This is a genomic window from Thermophilibacter sp. ZX-H3 (genome assembly GCF_052599055.1).
Window position 1 is genome coordinate 56,473 of sequence record NZ_JBQXES010000004.1, and the last position, 16,064, is coordinate 72,536.

17 protein-coding genes are annotated in these 16,064 nt (G+C 65.1%); 9 read left to right on the forward strand and 8 right to left on the reverse strand.

Annotation, left to right across the window (positions count from 1 at the left end):
* Window positions 1-513: 513 nt before the first annotated feature.
* The 5 genes from leuB to ACULPM_RS02805 form a co-directional block, all read right to left on the reverse strand.
* A complete protein-coding gene (leuB, locus tag ACULPM_RS02785) occupies window positions 514-1,644 on the reverse strand; it encodes a 3-isopropylmalate dehydrogenase (protein WP_167929985.1) in 1,131 nt (376 codons plus the stop codon).
* A 1-nt stretch (window position 1,645) separates the two neighbouring features.
* Window positions 1,646-2,152, reverse strand: a complete 507-nt coding sequence (locus ACULPM_RS02790; RefSeq protein WP_167929986.1) for a 3-isopropylmalate dehydratase small subunit — start codon at window positions 2,150-2,152, stop codon at window positions 1,646-1,648.
* A 628-nt stretch (window positions 2,153-2,780) separates the two neighbouring features.
* Window positions 2,781-4,043, reverse strand: coding sequence for a 3-isopropylmalate dehydratase large subunit (gene leuC / locus ACULPM_RS02795; RefSeq protein WP_167929987.1), 1,263 nt, complete (start codon window positions 4,041-4,043; stop codon window positions 2,781-2,783).
* Window positions 4,044-5,579, reverse strand: a complete 1,536-nt coding sequence (locus ACULPM_RS02800) for a 2-isopropylmalate synthase (RefSeq protein WP_445331759.1) — start codon at window positions 5,577-5,579, stop codon at window positions 4,044-4,046.
* 123 nt (window positions 5,580-5,702) lie between these two features.
* Window positions 5,703-5,825, reverse strand: coding sequence for a hypothetical protein (locus tag ACULPM_RS02805; protein ID WP_286163279.1), 123 nt, complete (start codon window positions 5,823-5,825; stop codon window positions 5,703-5,705).
* A gap of 398 nt (window positions 5,826-6,223) precedes the next feature.
* Between ACULPM_RS02805 and ACULPM_RS02810 the strand changes: the two genes are divergently transcribed.
* The 4 genes from ACULPM_RS02810 to ACULPM_RS02825 all read left to right on the forward strand — a co-directional run bounded on the left by ACULPM_RS02810 (window position 6,224) and on the right by ACULPM_RS02825 (window position 9,458).
* Window positions 6,224-7,060, forward strand: a complete 837-nt coding sequence (locus ACULPM_RS02810) for a Cof-type HAD-IIB family hydrolase (protein WP_445331758.1) — start codon at window positions 6,224-6,226, stop codon at window positions 7,058-7,060.
* A 272-nt stretch (window positions 7,061-7,332) separates the two neighbouring features.
* Window positions 7,333-8,574 carry a radical SAM protein gene (locus tag ACULPM_RS02815; RefSeq protein ID WP_445331757.1) on the forward strand — a complete coding sequence of 414 codons (1,242 nt, stop codon included), beginning with the start codon at window positions 7,333-7,335 and terminating at the stop codon, window positions 8,572-8,574.
* 84 nt (window positions 8,575-8,658) lie between these two features.
* Entirely contained in the window at window positions 8,659-9,147 is a 489-nt protein-coding gene (locus ACULPM_RS02820) for a hypothetical protein (protein ID WP_445331756.1), read from the forward strand.
* A 41-nt stretch (window positions 9,148-9,188) separates the two neighbouring features.
* A complete protein-coding gene (locus ACULPM_RS02825) occupies window positions 9,189-9,458 on the forward strand; it encodes a helix-turn-helix domain-containing protein (RefSeq protein WP_167929992.1) in 270 nt (89 codons plus the stop codon).
* A 118-nt stretch (window positions 9,459-9,576) separates the two neighbouring features.
* Here the strand turns inward: ACULPM_RS02825 and nudC are convergent, their stop codons facing one another.
* On the reverse strand, window positions 9,577-10,476 hold the full coding sequence (gene nudC, locus ACULPM_RS02830) for an NAD(+) diphosphatase (protein ID WP_445331755.1): 900 nt from the start codon (window positions 10,474-10,476) through the stop codon (window positions 9,577-9,579).
* A gap of 267 nt (window positions 10,477-10,743) precedes the next feature.
* A complete protein-coding gene (locus tag ACULPM_RS02835; protein WP_445331754.1) occupies window positions 10,744-11,625 on the reverse strand; it encodes a DMT family transporter in 882 nt (293 codons plus the stop codon).
* Between the two features lie 171 nt (window positions 11,626-11,796).
* Here ACULPM_RS02835 and ACULPM_RS02840 point away from each other — a divergent pair, with 171 nt between their 5' ends.
* The 4 genes from ACULPM_RS02840 to ACULPM_RS02855 all read left to right on the forward strand — a co-directional run bounded on the left by ACULPM_RS02840 (window position 11,797) and on the right by ACULPM_RS02855 (window position 14,333).
* The gene (locus ACULPM_RS02840; protein ID WP_445331753.1) at window positions 11,797-12,066 is read left to right on the forward strand and encodes a type II toxin-antitoxin system RelB/DinJ family antitoxin; all 270 of its coding nucleotides are present in this window, start codon (window positions 11,797-11,799) and stop codon (window positions 12,064-12,066) included.
* Window positions 12,063-12,362 (forward strand): type II toxin-antitoxin system RelE/ParE family toxin, encoded by a 300-nt coding sequence (locus ACULPM_RS02845; protein ID WP_167929996.1) that lies wholly within the window; start codon window positions 12,063-12,065, stop codon window positions 12,360-12,362. The genes ACULPM_RS02840 and ACULPM_RS02845 overlap by 4 nt, the downstream gene beginning before the upstream one ends.
* 213 nt (window positions 12,363-12,575) lie before the next feature.
* Complete coding sequence (locus ACULPM_RS02850) at window positions 12,576-13,310, forward strand: iron-sulfur cluster assembly scaffold protein (RefSeq protein ID WP_087315670.1); 735 nt, start codon at window positions 12,576-12,578, stop codon at window positions 13,308-13,310.
* Window positions 13,311-13,328: 18 nt separating this feature from the next.
* Window positions 13,329-14,333: a GGGtGRT protein gene (locus ACULPM_RS02855; protein ID WP_087219244.1), complete on the forward strand. Its 1,005-nt coding sequence runs from the start codon at window positions 13,329-13,331 to the stop codon at window positions 14,331-14,333.
* Between the two features lie 133 nt (window positions 14,334-14,466).
* On the opposite strand, the gene ACULPM_RS02860 is transcribed toward ACULPM_RS02855, so the two are convergent.
* Complete coding sequence (locus ACULPM_RS02860) at window positions 14,467-15,231, reverse strand: transposase (RefSeq protein ID WP_445331752.1); 765 nt, start codon at window positions 15,229-15,231, stop codon at window positions 14,467-14,469.
* 323 nt (window positions 15,232-15,554) lie between these two features.
* Here ACULPM_RS02860 and ACULPM_RS02865 point away from each other — a divergent pair, with 323 nt between their 5' ends.
* Window positions 15,555-15,989 (forward strand): DUF1893 domain-containing protein, encoded by a 435-nt coding sequence (locus tag ACULPM_RS02865; RefSeq protein WP_167929998.1) that lies wholly within the window; start codon window positions 15,555-15,557, stop codon window positions 15,987-15,989.
* The last annotated feature ends 75 nt before the right edge of the window (window positions 15,990-16,064 follow it).

Sequence of the window (16,064 nt, forward strand, 5' to 3'; positions counted from 1 at the left end):
ACCAACGTTTGGCACGCGATCCTCTGGGGTCACGCAGGCAAATCGCCATCTGGGCTTTTGTTGACTCACTACCAGAGGAACCCGCAAAAAAGCTTCACACTATCCCGGCGATTGCACAAAGCCCTCGAACGTTTTCACACTATCCCGGTGATTGCACGCTCAACCGCCGCCGACACGACGGGATGCGCCTATGCGCATCCCAACGGAACGGGGATGGGCATCAAGCTAGACGTCCTATTGAGTAAAAATACTCAATACAGCGAGTATTTTTACTCAATAGGGCGGGAGAAGCGGGACCGTCACCATCAGCCCTGCCGGATAGCCGCTACGACGGGAGGCCGAGAAGGTCCGCCGCGAGTTCTTGTCACAGCGCCCAATCCTGCAGGTAGCCCTGCCGGATGGACAAGACGGCGGGAGGCCCCTGTTCCCGCGCGCAGTTCTGCAGCCGCGCGCCCTTTGCGCGGCGAAGCTGTCTGAGCACGGGGACAGGGGCCTCCCGCCAACCCGGAGCGTCTAGCCCAGGGCCTCCACGATCTTGTCGCCCATCGCGGCGGTGCCGAGGACCTTCTCGGCCGGCGTGCTCTCGTCTGCGATGTCCACGGTGCGCCAGCCCTCGTCGAGCACGCGCGTGACCGCGGCGGCCAGCTCGTCGGCGGCGTCGTCCATGCCAAAGCTGTAGCGCAGCATGAGCTCCACCGAGAGAATCTGCGCAATCGGGTTGGCGATGCCCTGACCAGCGATGTCCGGAGCGGAGCCGTGGCTCGGCTCATAGAGGGCCGTGCCGTCGCCCAGGCTCGCGGAGGCGAGCATGCCGAGCGAGCCCGTGAGCATGGAGGCCTCGTCGGAGAGGATGTCGCCGAAGGTGTTCTCGGTCACGAGCACGTCGAACTGCGCCGGGTTGGTGATGAGCTGCATCGCGGCGTTGTCCACGTACATGTCCTCGAGGCGCACGTCGGGGTACTCGGCGGCGATGTTGTGCGCCACCTCGCGCCACATGCGGGAGGTGTCGAGCACGTTGGCCTTGTCCACGGAGTGCACCACGCCCCTGCGGCGGCGCGCCGCGTCAAAGGCCCAGCGCACCACGCGGTCGACCTCGTACTCGGAGTACTCGAGGATGTCGCGCGCGTACTCGCCGCGCGCGCCGCCCACGCCGGCGCCCTCGACGCCCATCGTGCGCTCGTGGCCGCCAAAGTAGAGGCCGCCCGTGAGCTCACGAACGATGATGAGGTCAACGCCCGTGAGCACCTCGCGCTTGAGCGTGGATGCGTCGATCAGCGCGTCGAACATGCGCACCGGGCGCAGGTTGAGGTAGAGGCCCAGCTCCTTGCGGATGGCGAGAAGCCCCTGCTCGGGACGGACGGCGCCCACGCGCGTGTCGGTCCACTTGGGGCCGCCCACCGCGGCGAGAAGGACGGCGTCGGCCGCCTTTGCCGCCTCGAGCGTCTCGGCCGGCAGCGCCGAGACGGGGCCGCCCGCGGCCTCGGTCGCGTCGATCGCCGCGCCGCCGATCAGGTGGTCCTCGCAGACGAACTCAACGTCGTACTTCTCGCCCAGCGCCGCGAGGACCTTCTTGCCCTCGGCGATGATCTCGGGGCCGATGCCGTCGCCCGGCAGCGTGCAGACGCGATAGGTCGTAGAGGCCATGCTAGTTGCCACCCTTCTGAGCCATGACGCGCTTGGTGCGCGCGACGAGGCCGCCGTCGTTGATGATCTCCTGGATGAACGGAGGGAACGGCTGCGCATGGAAGACGGCGCCCGTCGTCTCGTCAGTGATGGTGCCGGTGTCCGCGTCCACGGAGACCACGTCGCCGTCAGAGATGGCGTCGACGGCCTCGGGGCACTCGAGGATGGGCAGGCCCATGTTGATGGAGTTGCGGTAGAAGATGCGCGCGAAGCTCTTGGCGATGACGCAGGAGACGCCCGCCGCCTTGATGGCCACGGGCGCGTGCTCGCGACTGGAGCCGCAGCCGAAGTTCTCCTCGGCCACGACGATGTCGCCGGGGCCCACGCGGCTCACGAAAGTGGGATCGAGATCCTCGAGGCAGTGCGCGGCAAGCTCTGCCGGGTCGGAGGTGTTGAGGTAGCGTGCCGGGATGATGACGTCGGTGTCGATGTCGCGTCCGTAGCGGAAGACGGTTCCCTTGAACTGCATCGTTGTCCTTTCTGCCAGGTGCCCGGGTCGTGGGACATGCCCCGTGCTCAAACAGTTGCTTCGCAAAACTGCGCGCGGGACATGTCCCACGACCCTGCGCAGCCGAGAAGAACGTGAGGCCGGGAAGGGACCGTCTTGCCGCGGTTCGCGCCATCGCGGGACCTCCACCGGGAGTCTTTGCCGTGGGGCGATTGTAGCGCGCGTCTCAGCCTAACCAAACGTAAAGGGGGACGGGTTCTTCGAGCTGAAACGGAATTCTGCCTCGCTCGGGTCGATATCTCCCCCGGGGCGCCGCGCGCGGAGTCGAACCCGCCGTCCTTCTCGCCAGTCCCTTCATCTAGCGAGACTCCATATGATTCATATATTTATTACATGGAAAAGCATGTAGGAACTGGGTCGCATCGACCGAATTCCGGCTGGAGACATGAGTTGCTACATGTTTTTTCATGTAATAAATATCTTAATTAAGAAGAGTGCCGGGCGAGGCGGCCCAGGGCACGGGGCGGGACGCCGGGCGAGGCAACCGTCTCAGCGCACGAGAAGAACGTGGACGCAGAGAAGCCCCGTCTCCGCTACGGACGAGCCGCGAGGGCGGCTCTGGAGCGGGGCCGGGGCTCCCGGAGGTGACTTACAGGTCCGACGGCAGGGCGATGTGGCCCGCCACAGCGGACGCGGCCGCGACAGCCGGGCTCGCGAGGTAGACCTCGGACGTCGGGTCACCCATGCGGCCGACGAAGTTGCGGTTGGTGGTGGAGACGCAGCGCTCCCCCGCCGCGAGGATGCCCATGTAGCCGCCGAGGCACGGGCCGCACGTGGGCGTGGACACCACGCAGTGCGCGTTGATAAAGATGTCCATCAGGCCCTCGTGGACGCACTCGAGCCAGACCCCCTGCGTCGCGGGGATCACGATGCAGCGCACGCCATCGGCGACGGTGCGTCCGCAGAGGACGTCGGCCGCGGCGCGCATGTCCTCGATCCGTCCGTTGGTGCATGAGCCAATGACCACCTGGTCGATCTTGATGTCACGGCTCTCGGCCACGGGGTGCGTGTTGGAGGGCAGGTGCGGCCAGGCGACGGTGGGCACCACGTCGGCGGCGTCGATGTGGATGACCTGCTTGTAGGCCGCGTTGGGATCGGGGTGGTACTCGACGATGGGACGCTGCGAGCGACGGCTCACGTACTCGCGGCACTTGTCGTCGACCTCGAAGAGGCCCGCCTTGCCGCCGGCCTCGATGGCCATGTTGGCGATGGTGAGGCGGCCCTCCACGGAGAGCGCCTCGATCGTGGAGCCCGCGAACTCCATCGCGCAGTAGAGGGCGCCATCCACGCCGATCTTGCCGATGACGTGGAGGATGATGTCCTTGGCCGAGGCCCCCTCGGGCAGCTCGCCCTCGACCTCGATGCGGATGGTCTCGGGAACCTTGAACCACGCGCGTCCGGTGGCCATGCCCACGCCGGCGTCCGTGGAGCCCACGCCGGTGGAGAAGGCGCCGATGCCGCCGTAGGTGCAGGTGTGGGAGTCGGCGCCAATCACGAGGTCGCCGGGCACCACGATGCCACGCTCGGGAAGAAGCGCGTGCTCGATGCCCATGCAGCCCTGCTCGTAGTAGTGCGTGATCTGGTACTCGTGGGCAAAGTCGCGGGTGACCTTGGTCTGCTCGGCGCTCTTGATGTCCTTGTTGGGGGCATAGTGGTCGGGCACGAGGCAGATCTTGTCCTTGTCGAAGACGCCGGCGCCAATCTCGCGCACGGTCTTGATGGCGATAGGGGCGGTGATGTCGTTGGCGAGAACGAGGTCGAGGTCGCACTCGACGAGCTGCCCGGGGACGACCTCCTCAAGCCCCGCGTGGGCGGCGAGGATCTTCTCGGCCATGGTCTGGGGACGTGCCATTTACTTGCCCTCCTTCGAGCGAGCGGTCTGGATCATGCGGTTGATGGCGTTCACGTAGGCCTTGGCGCTGGAGACGATGATGTCGTTGTCGGCGCCGCGGCCGGTGTAGACCTTGCCGTCCTCGGCCGTGATGCGCACCGTGACCTCGCCGATGGCGTCGATGCCGCGGGTGATGGCCTTGACGGAGAACTCCGCGAGGTCGCCGTGGACCGCCACGACCTTGTCAATGGCCTGGTAGGCGGCGTCGACGGGGCCGGTGCCGGTGGCGGCGACCACGTGGCGCACGCCCAGCTCGTCAGTGATCGTGGCCGTGGCCGTGGGGATCAGCGGGTCGCCGCAGGAGACCTGCAGCGCCTCGAGCGTGTAGACGGCCGCGACGTCGCGCTGGCGCTCCTGGACCATGGACTCGAGGTCCTCGTCGTAGACCTCCTTCTTCTGGTCCGCGATCTCCAGGAAGCGCTGGTAGACCTCGTCGAACTCGGCGTCCTCGAAGGTGTAGCCCAGCTCCGCCAGGCGGTGGCGCAGCGCGGCGTGGCCGGAGCGGGCGGAGAGAATGATCTCGGAGCCGGCCGCGCCCACGTCGGCGGGGTCGATGATCTCGTAGGTGTTGCGGGCCTTGAGGACGCCGTCCTGGTGGATGCCCGAGGAGTGCGCGAAGGCGTTGGCGCCCACGATGGCCTTGTTGGCCTGGACGCTCATGCCCGTGATGCGGGAGACGAGGTGGCTCGCGCGCGTGAGCTCGGTGGTCACGATGTCGGTGTGGGCGTCCAGCTCCTCGCCGTGCATCTTGATGGCCATCACGACCTCCTCGAGCGCGGTGTTGCCGGCGCGCTCGCCCAGGCCGTTGATCGTGCACTCGATCTGGCGGGCGCCGTTCTTGACGCCCTGGAGGGCGAGCGCCGTGGCCATGCCGAGGTCGTTGTGGGTGTGCACGGAGATGATGACGTCCTCGATGCCAATAACGTTGTCCGCGAGGCCCTTGATGCGGCGACCGAAGTCCTCGGGCAGCTGGTAGCCCGTGGTGTCCGGGATGTTCACCACGGTGGCGCCGGCCTTCACGACAGCCTGGATCACGCGCTCGAGGAAGGCCTGGTCGGCGCGGCCGGCGTCCTCGGCGTAGAACTCGACGTCCTCGACGTACTTCTTGGCGTACTCCACGCAGTGGATGGCCCGCTCGACGCACTCGTCCTCGGTGATGCGCAGCTTGTCGCGCAGGTGGGAGGGCGAGACGCCGATGCCGGTGTGGATGCGCGGGCGCTTGGCGGTCTTGAGCGCCTCGGCCGCGCGGTCGATGTCCTTCTCGACGGCGCGCGTGAGGCCGCAGACCACGCAGTCGTCACCGGCGATGCGGCCGATCTCCTGCACGGAGCGGAAGTCGCCCGGCGAGGAGATGGGGAAGCCCGCCTCGATGACGTCCACGCCCATGCGGATGAGCTGCTGGGCGATGACGAGCTTCTCCTCGGTGTTCATGGACGCGCCGGGGCTCTGCTCGCCGTCGCGCAGGGTGGTGTCAAAGATGTGGATCTTCCTGGTCATGTGAGTGCCTTTCTCCGATGCCTTCGTGGGGAGGGCCGCAGGGCGGCGGGGCTGATCACAAAAAGTGCCCCGTCCCCTCGGGGAGACGGCGGCACAGCTGGCGCGCGCAGGGGCGTGCTAACCCTAGCGCGCGCTGGTTAGGTCGAGTAGGTTGGCCTTGGCAAGCAGGAGGTCCCGGCTGCCGAGAAGCACGAGCGCGGACGCGCGCTCGGTAACTCGAATGACAGCAGCCCCATGCCGTACCATTGCCGGACCCCCTTGATGGTCGAGCGCCCCCAGCGGGCGCGATACGTCGCACTATGCCATAGATGACGCTACGGTCCACATTAGGATTCGGACCCGAAACAATCGATTCCGCGGACGGCGCGCGGCGACGGACGGGCGGCGGGTTCTTCTCGCCACGCGCACTGCCTCTCCTGTCCTTCCCTCCTCCCTCCCCTCCCTCGAGTTTGCACGAGCAAACGCGGCGCGCAATTTGGCCCCATCGATGACCGTCACTGCGTTTCTGCTGGTAGATAGGGTGATGGTGAATATGGGGCACCTATGGCCGTCGGAGTTTGCACGAGCAAACGTGGCGGGGCTCGCCATCTGGCGCCAGACGGAGTACCCTGAGCGGGTCATGACGCCCCTGCCAGGGAGGAACCATGTACCGCCTCATCGCCTCCGATCTTGACGAGACGCTGCTCGACTCCGGCCATCACGTGCCCGAGCGCGTCCGCGCCGCCATCTCCGCCGCCCGCGAGCGCGGCGTGCGCTTCGTCCCCGCGACGGGGCGACCCTTCGCCTCGGTGGCAGGCACGCTCGACGAGCTGGGCCTCTCCGACACGCCGGGCGAGTATGTCCTCTCCTTCAACGGCGGCGTCATCACCGAGAACTCCCGACCTGAGCCGCTCACCTCATGCGGACTCGACGCGCGGCGCGCCGCAGAGCTCTACGCGTTCGGCGCCCGACGCGGGTTCTGCATGCACCTCTACACGCTTGACCACGTCTACGTGAGCAACTACCTCCCCGAGGAGCGCTCCTACATCGGCGGGCGTATGAACATCGTCGAGACGGACGAGAAGGACCTGGGCTTTCTCGCCCGAACCGGGGAGCGCGTGGTCAAGCTCCTCTTCATGAGCCTCGACATGGACCTTCTGCGCTCAATCGCCGACGAGCTTGCTGACCTGGGCCTCACGGAGGGACTCGAGGTCGTCTATTCCTCGAACCGGTACCTCGAGTTCAACGCCCCGGGCATCAACAAGGGCGCCGGGCTGCTCGAGCTCGCGCGGATGCTCGGCATCCCGCCCGAGGAGACGATGGCGATCGGCGACAGCTCTAACGACATCCCCATGATCCGTGCCGCCGGCCTTGGCGTGGCCGTGGCGAATGCGACGGACGAGACCAGGGCTGCCGCGGACTACGTTTGCCGAGACAACAACGACGCTGGCGGAGTGGCGGAGGCAATTGAGAAGTTTGTCCTTCGCGCAAGGCACGCGTGACCACTCACCCCGAGATGCCCGCCAGCGCTCACTTTTCAAACGCTTAGGTGACCATAAGCTCACGGTATGCCATCCCTCGTCACAAAAATGTGGTAGGGGGTATGTCTCCCATCCCCCTAGTTATCTTTTTATAAATAACTATCTTAATCTTCAAGATGACGCTGAGGAATATTTTCCAAGATGTTTGTACCGTTAGCAGAAAAGTACTTAAACCTATATATTGACCCCGTATCATAATAAACATCATATCCGGCGCCATTGGAGGAGGGGACATGAGACTTGCCGATCACGTCGAGCTCTTCTCTCTGGGAGGCATCCCCATGGTGGGCAACCTGGAGACGGGCGGGGTCATCGGACTCACGGGCGCGGGCGAGACGCTCTGCCGGAAGATGTCAGAGCACGACGTTGCGGCGGACGGGATTCCCGCCGAATGCGAGTCGCTCGTAGAGCACCTGCGACGTGGGGGCTACCTCGCCTCCTCGGAATGTTCCACGACGCGTCGCGAACGCGTGCGCTCCGCATACCTGCACGTTACGCAGCGCTGCAACCTTCGCTGCAGGTTCTGCTACTCGGAAGGCGACGACAGGAACCTCCTGCCTGACCCCTCGGCCGAGCACCTGGACAGGGCAATCGGGGTACTCGCCTCGCTTGGGGCGGAGCGCCTCGTCATCTCGGGCGGTGAGCCGTTCCTCCGGGGCGACCTCCCCGACATCGCCCGCGCCGCCGCCACTGCGGGGATCGTAGAGATAGTCGTTCTCACCAACGGACTGCTCGTCAGCGAGAAGAACGTGGCGCCGCTTGCCGACGTCGTGAGCTGCATTGGCGTCGCGTTCGACGGGTGCTCGCAGGACGCCGACGCCCATCTGCGTGGGGAGCAGAACTTCGACCGACTTGCTGCCGCAGTCAAGACGATCCGCAGGGCGGGAATCGCGGTGCGGGTCCTCCCGACGATTCACGGGCGCAACCTCGAGGACATGGACCGCTATCGGGACGTCGCGCGCAAGCTGGGCGCAAGCGTGGGGTTCAGCATGCTCACCGCTCCCCTCTCCGAGCTCGGAGAGTTTGCGATCAACGACGACCAGCTCGCCGACCTGGGCCGTACCGCCGCCGATGACGGGCTCGACTACGGGGACGACCTGCCTGGGGGAGGTTCGCTCGGGGTCCGCAGGTCCTGCGGCGCGGGCGTCCGAACGCTCAGCGTTGCCACGGACGGAACGGTCTACCCCTGCCACATGCTGCACGACCGTCGCCTCGCCATGGGCAACGCCTTTTCCGACGATGCCGAGAAGATCATGGGCGGTGAGGTCGCGCGCCAGTTTGCCGAGCTCGACGCCAGGAAGTTCGATCGCTGTGACGCCTGCAGCCGGCGTCCGATGTGCGGTGGAGGGTGCCGCGCGCGGGCGCTCATGTCCACGGGCAGCCTCGCCGGATGCGACCCGTACTGCGCGCTCCCGAGCGCGTACTACGACCGCCTTGGCGAGCGCCTGCGGCAGCGATTCTCCGAAGGGAGGTGATTCACATGCTGTTTGAGATTGAGGGGCGCAATGGGTTCTGCGTCGACATAAACGGAATTGTAATTGGTATCTAGGAGTATTGATATGCCTGAGAAAATCAAGAAAGAGTACGGATATGCGTGCAAGATTTCAGCAATTGGAGCAACTTTTTTGTATGCACTATTTGCATACTGCCTACTCGCTCTAATCGTTCTCATCGTGGCTCTTTCATCATTTATTTCTGAATCTGTTCGATATGTATTTCCGACGCTTGCCCTAATTTCCCATGTTTCAACCACGGGCGCAGTATTCCTTCTAGCAGAATTCCTCCGGAGATTCCGAAAAGCAGATTCCCCTTTCGAAACAAAGCAATCGTTCAGGTTGTCTGGTGCAGCACTGTTTCTTGCGATAAGGACCCTGATTGACTGCTTTGTCCCCACTTTCAACCCAATTTCCACCTCTTCTGGTGCGGTAATTGTTCCCCAATCTGGTCCCGACCTCAAAGTCGTCGTGATGGTCGTCTTTCTCGTCTGCCTTGCGATGGTCGTTCGGTATGGAGATGCCCTCAAGGAAGATTCCGACGCTTTCGTTTAGTATTGTTAGACGAAATGAACGCCGTTCTGGAGGTGAAAAAGTTGCCTATCGTCATGCGACTTGACCGTGTCATGGCCGAGAGAAAGATTACGTCGACGGAGCTTGCCAAGAGAGTTGGCACCTCCACGGTCAACCTCTCCAACATCAAGAACGGCCACATCAGGGGAATGCGCTTCTCCACGCTTGAGGCCCTCTGCCAGGTCCTCAACTGCAAGCCGGGGGACATCATCGACTACATGACCCCCGAGGAGGAGCAGGCCGAGCGCACCCTCGGCGAGATCCGCGAGAGGAACTACGAGAAGCGAGGCTAGCGGTTAGTCACTCTTCTTGCTCCGGCATGCCACGCGCCGCACTGCCCCGCTCGCACACCCTCGGCGAGCGACGGTGGTGCGGCGCATCGTTCTTCTCGCCAGTCCGCAGCCAGGGGGGCTACTCCCAGGCGGCCCGCCCCATGAGGCGGAAGCGCTCGATCATCTCCCCGGTCATGCTCGCGCGGTCACCCGCGCGCTCCGGGGGAATCTCGTCACGCCTGAACCAGCGGGCCTCCTTGAGCTCTGAGTGGTCCACGCGCAGGGCGTCATCGCCGTCCACCTCGCACCAGAAGCCGACCATGAGCGTGTCGGTGAAGCTCCAGGGCTGGCTCTTGTAGAAGCGCAGGTTCTTGACGGAGAGCCCGACCTCCTCCATGACCTCGCGACGAACGGTCCCCTCGAGGGGCTCGCCGATCTCGGTGAACCCGGCGACGAGCGCCCAGAGCGCGGTGGTCCTCCCCGCGTAGCGCGTGAGTACGATGCGATCGTCCGCGGGGTCCTCGCCGCGGCTCACCACCGCGCAGATGACGCCCGGGCAGATCTTGGGGTACACGATCCTGGCGCACTCGGGGCACACGATCTCCCGGCTCGCGGGCGCGAGCTCCGTCGGCGCGCCGCAGCGGCCGCAGTAGCGGTTCTCTCGGTACCACCGGTCCAGCTGGGACGCCGTGGCAGCGGCGAAGAGCAGGTGCTGCGGCTCGGCCCGGCGCAGCCAGTTGACGGACTCGTACGTGAAGCCGGCCGGCGTCGCCACCCTGTCGTCGAGGGCGAGGAAGAACCGCTCCTCCCCGAGCGAGAAGAGATACGTCATGTGGGCGGGCCTGCGCGGGTAGTCCGCCAGACGCGGAAGCTCGATCTCCTCCCCCGCGTCCCCCGCATCGGCGTCGGTCCCGCCCACGTGCGTCACGTGGGTGAGGCAGCCGCCCTCGCGAAAGTGCAGGACATAGGAGCCGACAGCCGGCTCATGCGGCTCGAAGTGGTTGTCGAAGACGTGCTCGGCGCCAAACTCCTGAATCATGGCCTCTCCCGTCAGTCGAAGATGCGTACAGGATAGCCCTGGTCCGCGTTGAGAAGAACAGGGTTGTGGCAGCTCTTGGCGAATTCACGTTGCCGATATGGCAGCTATGGCAGCGGCGCGGAGACGCGACCTGCGGTTCTTCTCGCCCCCGCTGCGGAAAAGGGGGTCGTGGCAGCGCGAATATTGCCACGACCCCACATTCGACAACGCGGCCCCGTGGCCGTCTGCCAGAACCCCAGAAGCCGCAACGCGCGCCGCGGCCCGGCGTTACCCCCGCGCGCGGCGCCTGACGCCGAGCTCGCTCACGAGCACGGCAACGAAGATCGTGCCAAAGCCGAGCGCGATCCGAGGCGTGATGAGCTCGTGGTAGAAGAGCACGCTCGCCACCACGGCAAAGACGCTCTCCAGCGAGAGCAGGAGCGACGCCTGCGCGGGTGGCACGTGCGCCTGGCCGAGGTTCTGGAACACCATGCACACGCAGGACGAGAGCAGTACCAGATATGCCAGGGAGAACCAGGTGTCCGGGGAGGCGAAGACCGCCGGGGCGGGCGGCGTCTCCAGCACGAGCGCCGTTCCGAGCGCGACCACGGCGCTCACGGCGAGCTGGACCACCGTGAGCGTCATCACGTCGTGCGCCGACGAGAAGCGCGCCACGAGCACGATGTGCACGGCGAAGAGCACCGCCGCCACGAGCGTCATCCAGTCGCCGCCGCTCATGATGAGCGAGAGGTCGTCGCCGAGCGCGACCAGCCCCACGCCCACGATGGCGAGAACCGCCGCGAGCACGTTGCCCCCATCGGGGCGCCGGCGCGTGACCAGCCAGTTTATGAACGGCGTCATCACGCAGTAGGTGGCCGTGAGGAAGGCGTTCCTGCCCGGCGTGGTGTCATCGAGGCCGATGTTCTGCACCACGAAGGCCGCCCCGGACGCCAGGCCCAGGATCGCGCCCATGGCGAGGTGGCTCCCGTCGAGGTTGTCCCGCAGGCGCCGCCAGAAGAGCGCGCCCACGATGACGGCTGACGCGGCAAATCGTATGCCCATGAGCCACGCGGGCGGGATGTTGTCCAGTGTGTCCTTCATCACCACGAACGAGCCGCCCCAGATGGCGGCGCAGGCGGCGAGGGAGAGCTTCCAGGCCCACTGGGGCACGGCGACCTCCCCATGCCGCGTGCCCGGGCCGATGTTCTTCTCGGTATCCATGGTGGGAAAGTATAGCGCCGCCCAGCCGTGCGGACGCCCGCGCTCACCAATTGGAAACGGATAGAATCGTGCGATTCTGGTTATACATATAGCGATGCCAATACTACAAAGGAGCTACAAATGACGAGCTATGCCATTCGCGTCGACGAGAACCTCAAGGAAGGCGCCGCGAACGTCGCCCGGAGCTTCGGGCTTGACCTCGCGTCGGTGACGCGCGCGTTCTGGACCTACATGGTCCGCACCGGCTCCATCCCCATCACCTTTGACGGCGAGCAGCCCAACGAGGAGTCCCTCGAGGCCATCCGAGAGACCGAGGAGATCTTTGCGGCCCACGTCCCGGGAACCGGGTACAAGAACGCCCGGGAGCTTCTCGAGGCGGCGATGCAATGATGGGAAGGCTCGAGGCCAAGTTCGACCCCAAATTCTCCCGCGACCTCAAGCGACTTGAGAGGAAGAATGTCGACCCCTTTGCCCTTGAGCACGTCATCAACCTCATCCTCTCCAACACCCTCCCCGCCCGGCAGGAGCTCGTCCGCAGGCACAACATGCACCGGCTCGCCGGGCAGTGGGCGGGCTCCAACGAGTGCCACGTCTGCAACGCCGGGGACTGGCTGCTCGTATGGGCCGTGCGCGACAACCTCGCCGTCTTCCAGCGCACGGGCACGCATCGGGAGATCTTCCGCTAGGCGCCCGCCCGCAGCAGACAGGGCCCGCGGGGCGAGAAGAACGTCCGCCCGCGGCAGATTCGTGACGCTGCGGCCTTCTCGCCCTGCCATTTTGCCGTAAACTTATGGACGGGCTGCCCATTGGGCCGCCGCATGGCTCTGGCCGGTCTGAGGGGACCGGTTCGTTCGCGCCGGGGCATGGCACCGGCACAGATTCATGGAGAGGAGCAATACATGCAGTATTCCGCAGAAGTCGAGAATATGTGCCCGGTCGCCAAGGGCGCATATCACGGCCCCGCGCCCATCCCCGAGGAGGGCAAGTGGGTCCAGGCCAAGGAGATCAAGGACATCTCCGGCCTCACGCACGGCGTGGGCTGGTGCGCGCCCCAGCAGGGTGCCTGCAAGCTCACCCTTAACGTCAAGGAGGGCGTCATCGAGGAGTGCCTCGTCGAGACCCTCGGCTGCTCCGGCATGACCCACTCTGCCGCCATGGCCTCCGAGATCCTCCCGGGCAAGACCATCCTCGAGGCCCTGAACACCGACCTCGTGTGCGACGCCATCAACGTGGCCATGCGCGAGCTGTTCCTCCAGATCGTCTACGGCCGCTCCCAGACCGCCTTCTCCGAGGACGGCCTGCCCGTCGGCGCCTCCCTCGACGACCTCGGCAAGGGCCTGCGCACGCAGGTCGGCACCATGTTCGGCACCAAGGCCAAGGGCGCCCGTTACCTCGAGCTCGCCCAGGGCTACGTCACCCGCATGGCGCTCAACGAGAACAACGAGATCATCGCCTTCGAGTTCCTGAACCTCGGCAAGTTCACCGAGGCCCTCAAGGCCGGCAAGACCCCCGAGGACGCCATCGCCGGCGCCATGGGTCACTACGGCCAGTGGGAGAACGCCGCCAAGTACATCGATCCGCGCACGGACGAGGAGACCCACACGGTCGCCAACGTCTTCCCCGTTCACGAGTAGAAAGGGAGGGAAAACCAAATGGCAGTTTCGTTTGAGGGCTATGAGCGCCGCATCGACAAGATCAACAAGGTGCTCGCTGAGAACGGCATCTCCTCCCTCGAGGAGGCCGAGCAGATCTGCCTCGACAAGGGCGTGAACCCGCGCGAGATCGTCGAGGGCGTCCAGTCCATCGCGTTCGAGAACGCCAAGTGGGCTTACGTCTGCGGCTGCGCCATCGCCATCAAGAAGGGCGCCAAGAGCGCCTCTGAGGCCGCCGCCATGATCGGCGAGGGCCTCCAGGCCTTCTGCGTCCCCGGCTCCGTCGCCGAGGACCGCAAGGTCGGCAAGGGCCACGGTGACCTCGGCGCCATGCTCCTCGGCGACGACACCGAGTGCTTCGCCTTCCTGGCCGGCCACGAGTCCTTCGCGGCCGCCGAGGGCGCCATCGGCATCGCGCTCAACGCCAACAAGGCCCGCAAGAAGCCGCTGCGCGTCATCCTGAACGGCCTCGGCAAGGACGCCGCCCAGATCATCGCCCGCATTAACGGCTTCACCTACGTGAAGACCCAGTTCGACTACTTCACGAGCGAGCTCAAGGTCGTGGAGACCATCCCGTACTCCGATGGCCCGCGTGCCGCGGTCAACTGCTACGGCGCTGACGACGTCCGCGAGGGCGTTGCCATCATGTGGCACGAGAACGTCGACATCTCCATCACCGGCAACTCCACCAACCCGACGCGCTTCCAGCACCCGGTTGCCGGCACCTACTTCAAGGAGCGCGTGCTCGCCGGCAAGAAGTACTTCTCCGTCGCCTCCGGCGGCGGCACCGGCCGCACCCTGCACCCGGACAACATGGCCGCCGGCCCCGCCTCCTACGGCATGACCGACACCATGGGCCGCATGCACTCCAGCGCCCAGTTCGCCGGCTCCTCCTCGGTGCCCGCGCACGTCGACATGATGGGCCTCATCGGCATGGGCAACAACCCCATGGTCGGTGCGACCGTCGCCTGCGCCGTCGCCGTGAACGCCGCGCTCAACGAGTAGCGCCCGCGCCACTGGCGTCAGGTTTATTTGGCACAGGGGCCGTCACCTTCGGGTGGCGGCCCCTTTCGCATGCCAATGTGCCAGTGTCACGCCAGTAGCGTCAGGTTTATTTGGCATGCCAGTGGCGTCAGGTTTATTTGGCACGCGCCGTCACACGCTCAACCACGCCTCTCCCCACCCCAGTAAGCCGCTCGACGGCCCTCGCAGACAGGCCCGAACCTCTCAGCAGCCTCAGCGCCTCGTCCCTCCTCTCCTGCGGAAGCGCCTTCACCTTGCCGGGATCTCCGAGGCCGGCGTCATCCAGCAGTCCACGGGCCGCGATTACAACCTCGTCCGTTCCACGACAAAGCCCCATCGGGGCATAGGGCTCCACCCCCTTGGCGTCGTCCCGGCAAAGCTCCACAAACCCCGACTGGCCGCCAAGCATTTCAAGGACGAGGGAGGTGTCGGCGACCTCGACCCTCGGCACACCGCCGGCATACTCTCGATAGCTGCTCCAGTCGTACTGCTCCGCCGAGCAGATTCCCGCCCTCTCAGGATTGAGGTGAAGATACCTGACGGCAGCGAGCAGATATCGCTCTCCCTCTATCGGAGCGCTCGAGAATCTCCCCTGAAAGACATGCCCCACATGTCCCGTCCTGCAATTGAATCGCCTTGCATAGCTCGTGAGCACGCGTTGCATGACATCGCTGAGACTCTGCTCGCAATCGAGCAGGATGAGATGAACGTGGTTGGGCATGAGACACCATCCAAGGATGTCAACACCCGCCCTCCTTGCGCTCTCGCCCAACGTGGTAATGAATGACATCCGATCGACATCATCCTCAAAGATGAGCTGCCGACCACTCCCCCGCGATACAACGTGGTAGATTCCCGACTCCGAGACAGCCCGTGCCATGCGTCCCCCTTACCTTCGACCTGCTCCAAGGGTATGACTCGACACGCATCCTCTCCCTCTCGTTCTCTAATTCATAATTTATCTATTTCGTTAAGGAGATAACTGATAGATAACTGTAAGTAAAGGTCAGTCACGCGCTTTTCTGTGCACAGGACGCTCAAACAAACGCGCCAAACAAACCTGACGCCAGTGGCATGCCAAATAAACCTGACGCCAATGGCATAGGTGGTATCGGTTTCGGCGAACGGCGTTGCGGGCGGCCGCCGTTGTGGTACAGTACCCGCTTGATCTGAATTCACCCGCGGACTGGGAGGATTGAAGACATGGACGCCACCGACCTCGACCTTGCACGTGCCCTGCTCATCGCCAACAAGGACGCCACCCTCGTGGCCGTTCGCGGTGACGAGATCGTCGTCTGCCACGAGCGCGGCGTGAAGCCGCTCCTCAAGATGATCGCCGAGGGCCGCAGCCTCAAGGGCTTCTCCGTCGCCGACAAGGTCGTCGGCAAGGCCCCTGCGCTCCTCTATGCCGTGCTCGGACCTGAGGCGGTCTTCTCCCCCGTCATGTCCTGGACCGGTCGTGCGGTCCTTCTCGCCGCCGGCATCTTCGTCAGCCACGACGTCCTCGTGCCCCACATCAGCAACCGCGCCAAGAGCGGTCAGTGCCCCATGGACGAGTCCGTCACCAACGTCTGGGAGCCCTACGAGGCCGTCGACGTCCTCAAGGAGCGCGCCCGCCAGATGGCGCTCATGGCGTAGCACCTCACGCCTCACACAAGACGAGCGCGGGGCGAGAAGAAAACTCTTCTCTCCCCGCGCTTTGTGCCCCTCGCG

Bases quoted from the DNA above. Each gene is read 5' to 3' on its own strand.
- leuB (WP_167929985.1), bottom strand. From the start codon at position 1,644: ATGGCCTCTACGACCTATCGCGTCTGCACGCTGCCGGGCGACGGCATC.
- ACULPM_RS02790 (WP_167929986.1), bottom strand. From the start codon at position 2,152: ATGCAGTTCAAGGGAACCGTCTTCCGCTACGGACGCGACATCGACACC.
- leuC (WP_167929987.1), bottom strand. From the start codon at position 4,043: ATGGCACGTCCCCAGACCATGGCCGAGAAGATCCTCGCCGCCCACGCG.
- ACULPM_RS02800 (WP_445331759.1), bottom strand. From the start codon at position 5,579: ATGACCAGGAAGATCCACATCTTTGACACCACCCTGCGCGACGGCGAG.
- ACULPM_RS02805 (WP_286163279.1), bottom strand. From the start codon at position 5,825: ATGGTACGGCATGGGGCTGCTGTCATTCGAGTTACCGAGCGCGCGTCC.
- ACULPM_RS02810 (WP_445331758.1), top strand. From the start codon at position 6,224: ATGTACCGCCTCATCGCCTCCGATCTTGACGAGACGCTGCTCGACTCC.
- ACULPM_RS02815 (WP_445331757.1), top strand. From the start codon at position 7,333: ATGAGACTTGCCGATCACGTCGAGCTCTTCTCTCTGGGAGGCATCCCC.
- ACULPM_RS02820 (WP_445331756.1), top strand. From the start codon at position 8,659: ATGCCTGAGAAAATCAAGAAAGAGTACGGATATGCGTGCAAGATTTCA.
- nudC (WP_445331755.1), bottom strand. From the start codon at position 10,476: ATGATTCAGGAGTTTGGCGCCGAGCACGTCTTCGACAACCACTTCGAG.
- ACULPM_RS02840 (WP_445331753.1), top strand. From the start codon at position 11,797: ATGACGAGCTATGCCATTCGCGTCGACGAGAACCTCAAGGAAGGCGCC.
- ACULPM_RS02845 (WP_167929996.1), top strand. From the start codon at position 12,063: ATGATGGGAAGGCTCGAGGCCAAGTTCGACCCCAAATTCTCCCGCGAC.
- ACULPM_RS02850 (WP_087315670.1), top strand. From the start codon at position 12,576: ATGCAGTATTCCGCAGAAGTCGAGAATATGTGCCCGGTCGCCAAGGGC.
- ACULPM_RS02855 (WP_087219244.1), top strand. From the start codon at position 13,329: ATGGCAGTTTCGTTTGAGGGCTATGAGCGCCGCATCGACAAGATCAAC.
- ACULPM_RS02860 (WP_445331752.1), bottom strand. From the start codon at position 15,231: ATGGCACGGGCTGTCTCGGAGTCGGGAATCTACCACGTTGTATCGCGG.
- ACULPM_RS02865 (WP_167929998.1), top strand. From the start codon at position 15,555: ATGGACGCCACCGACCTCGACCTTGCACGTGCCCTGCTCATCGCCAAC.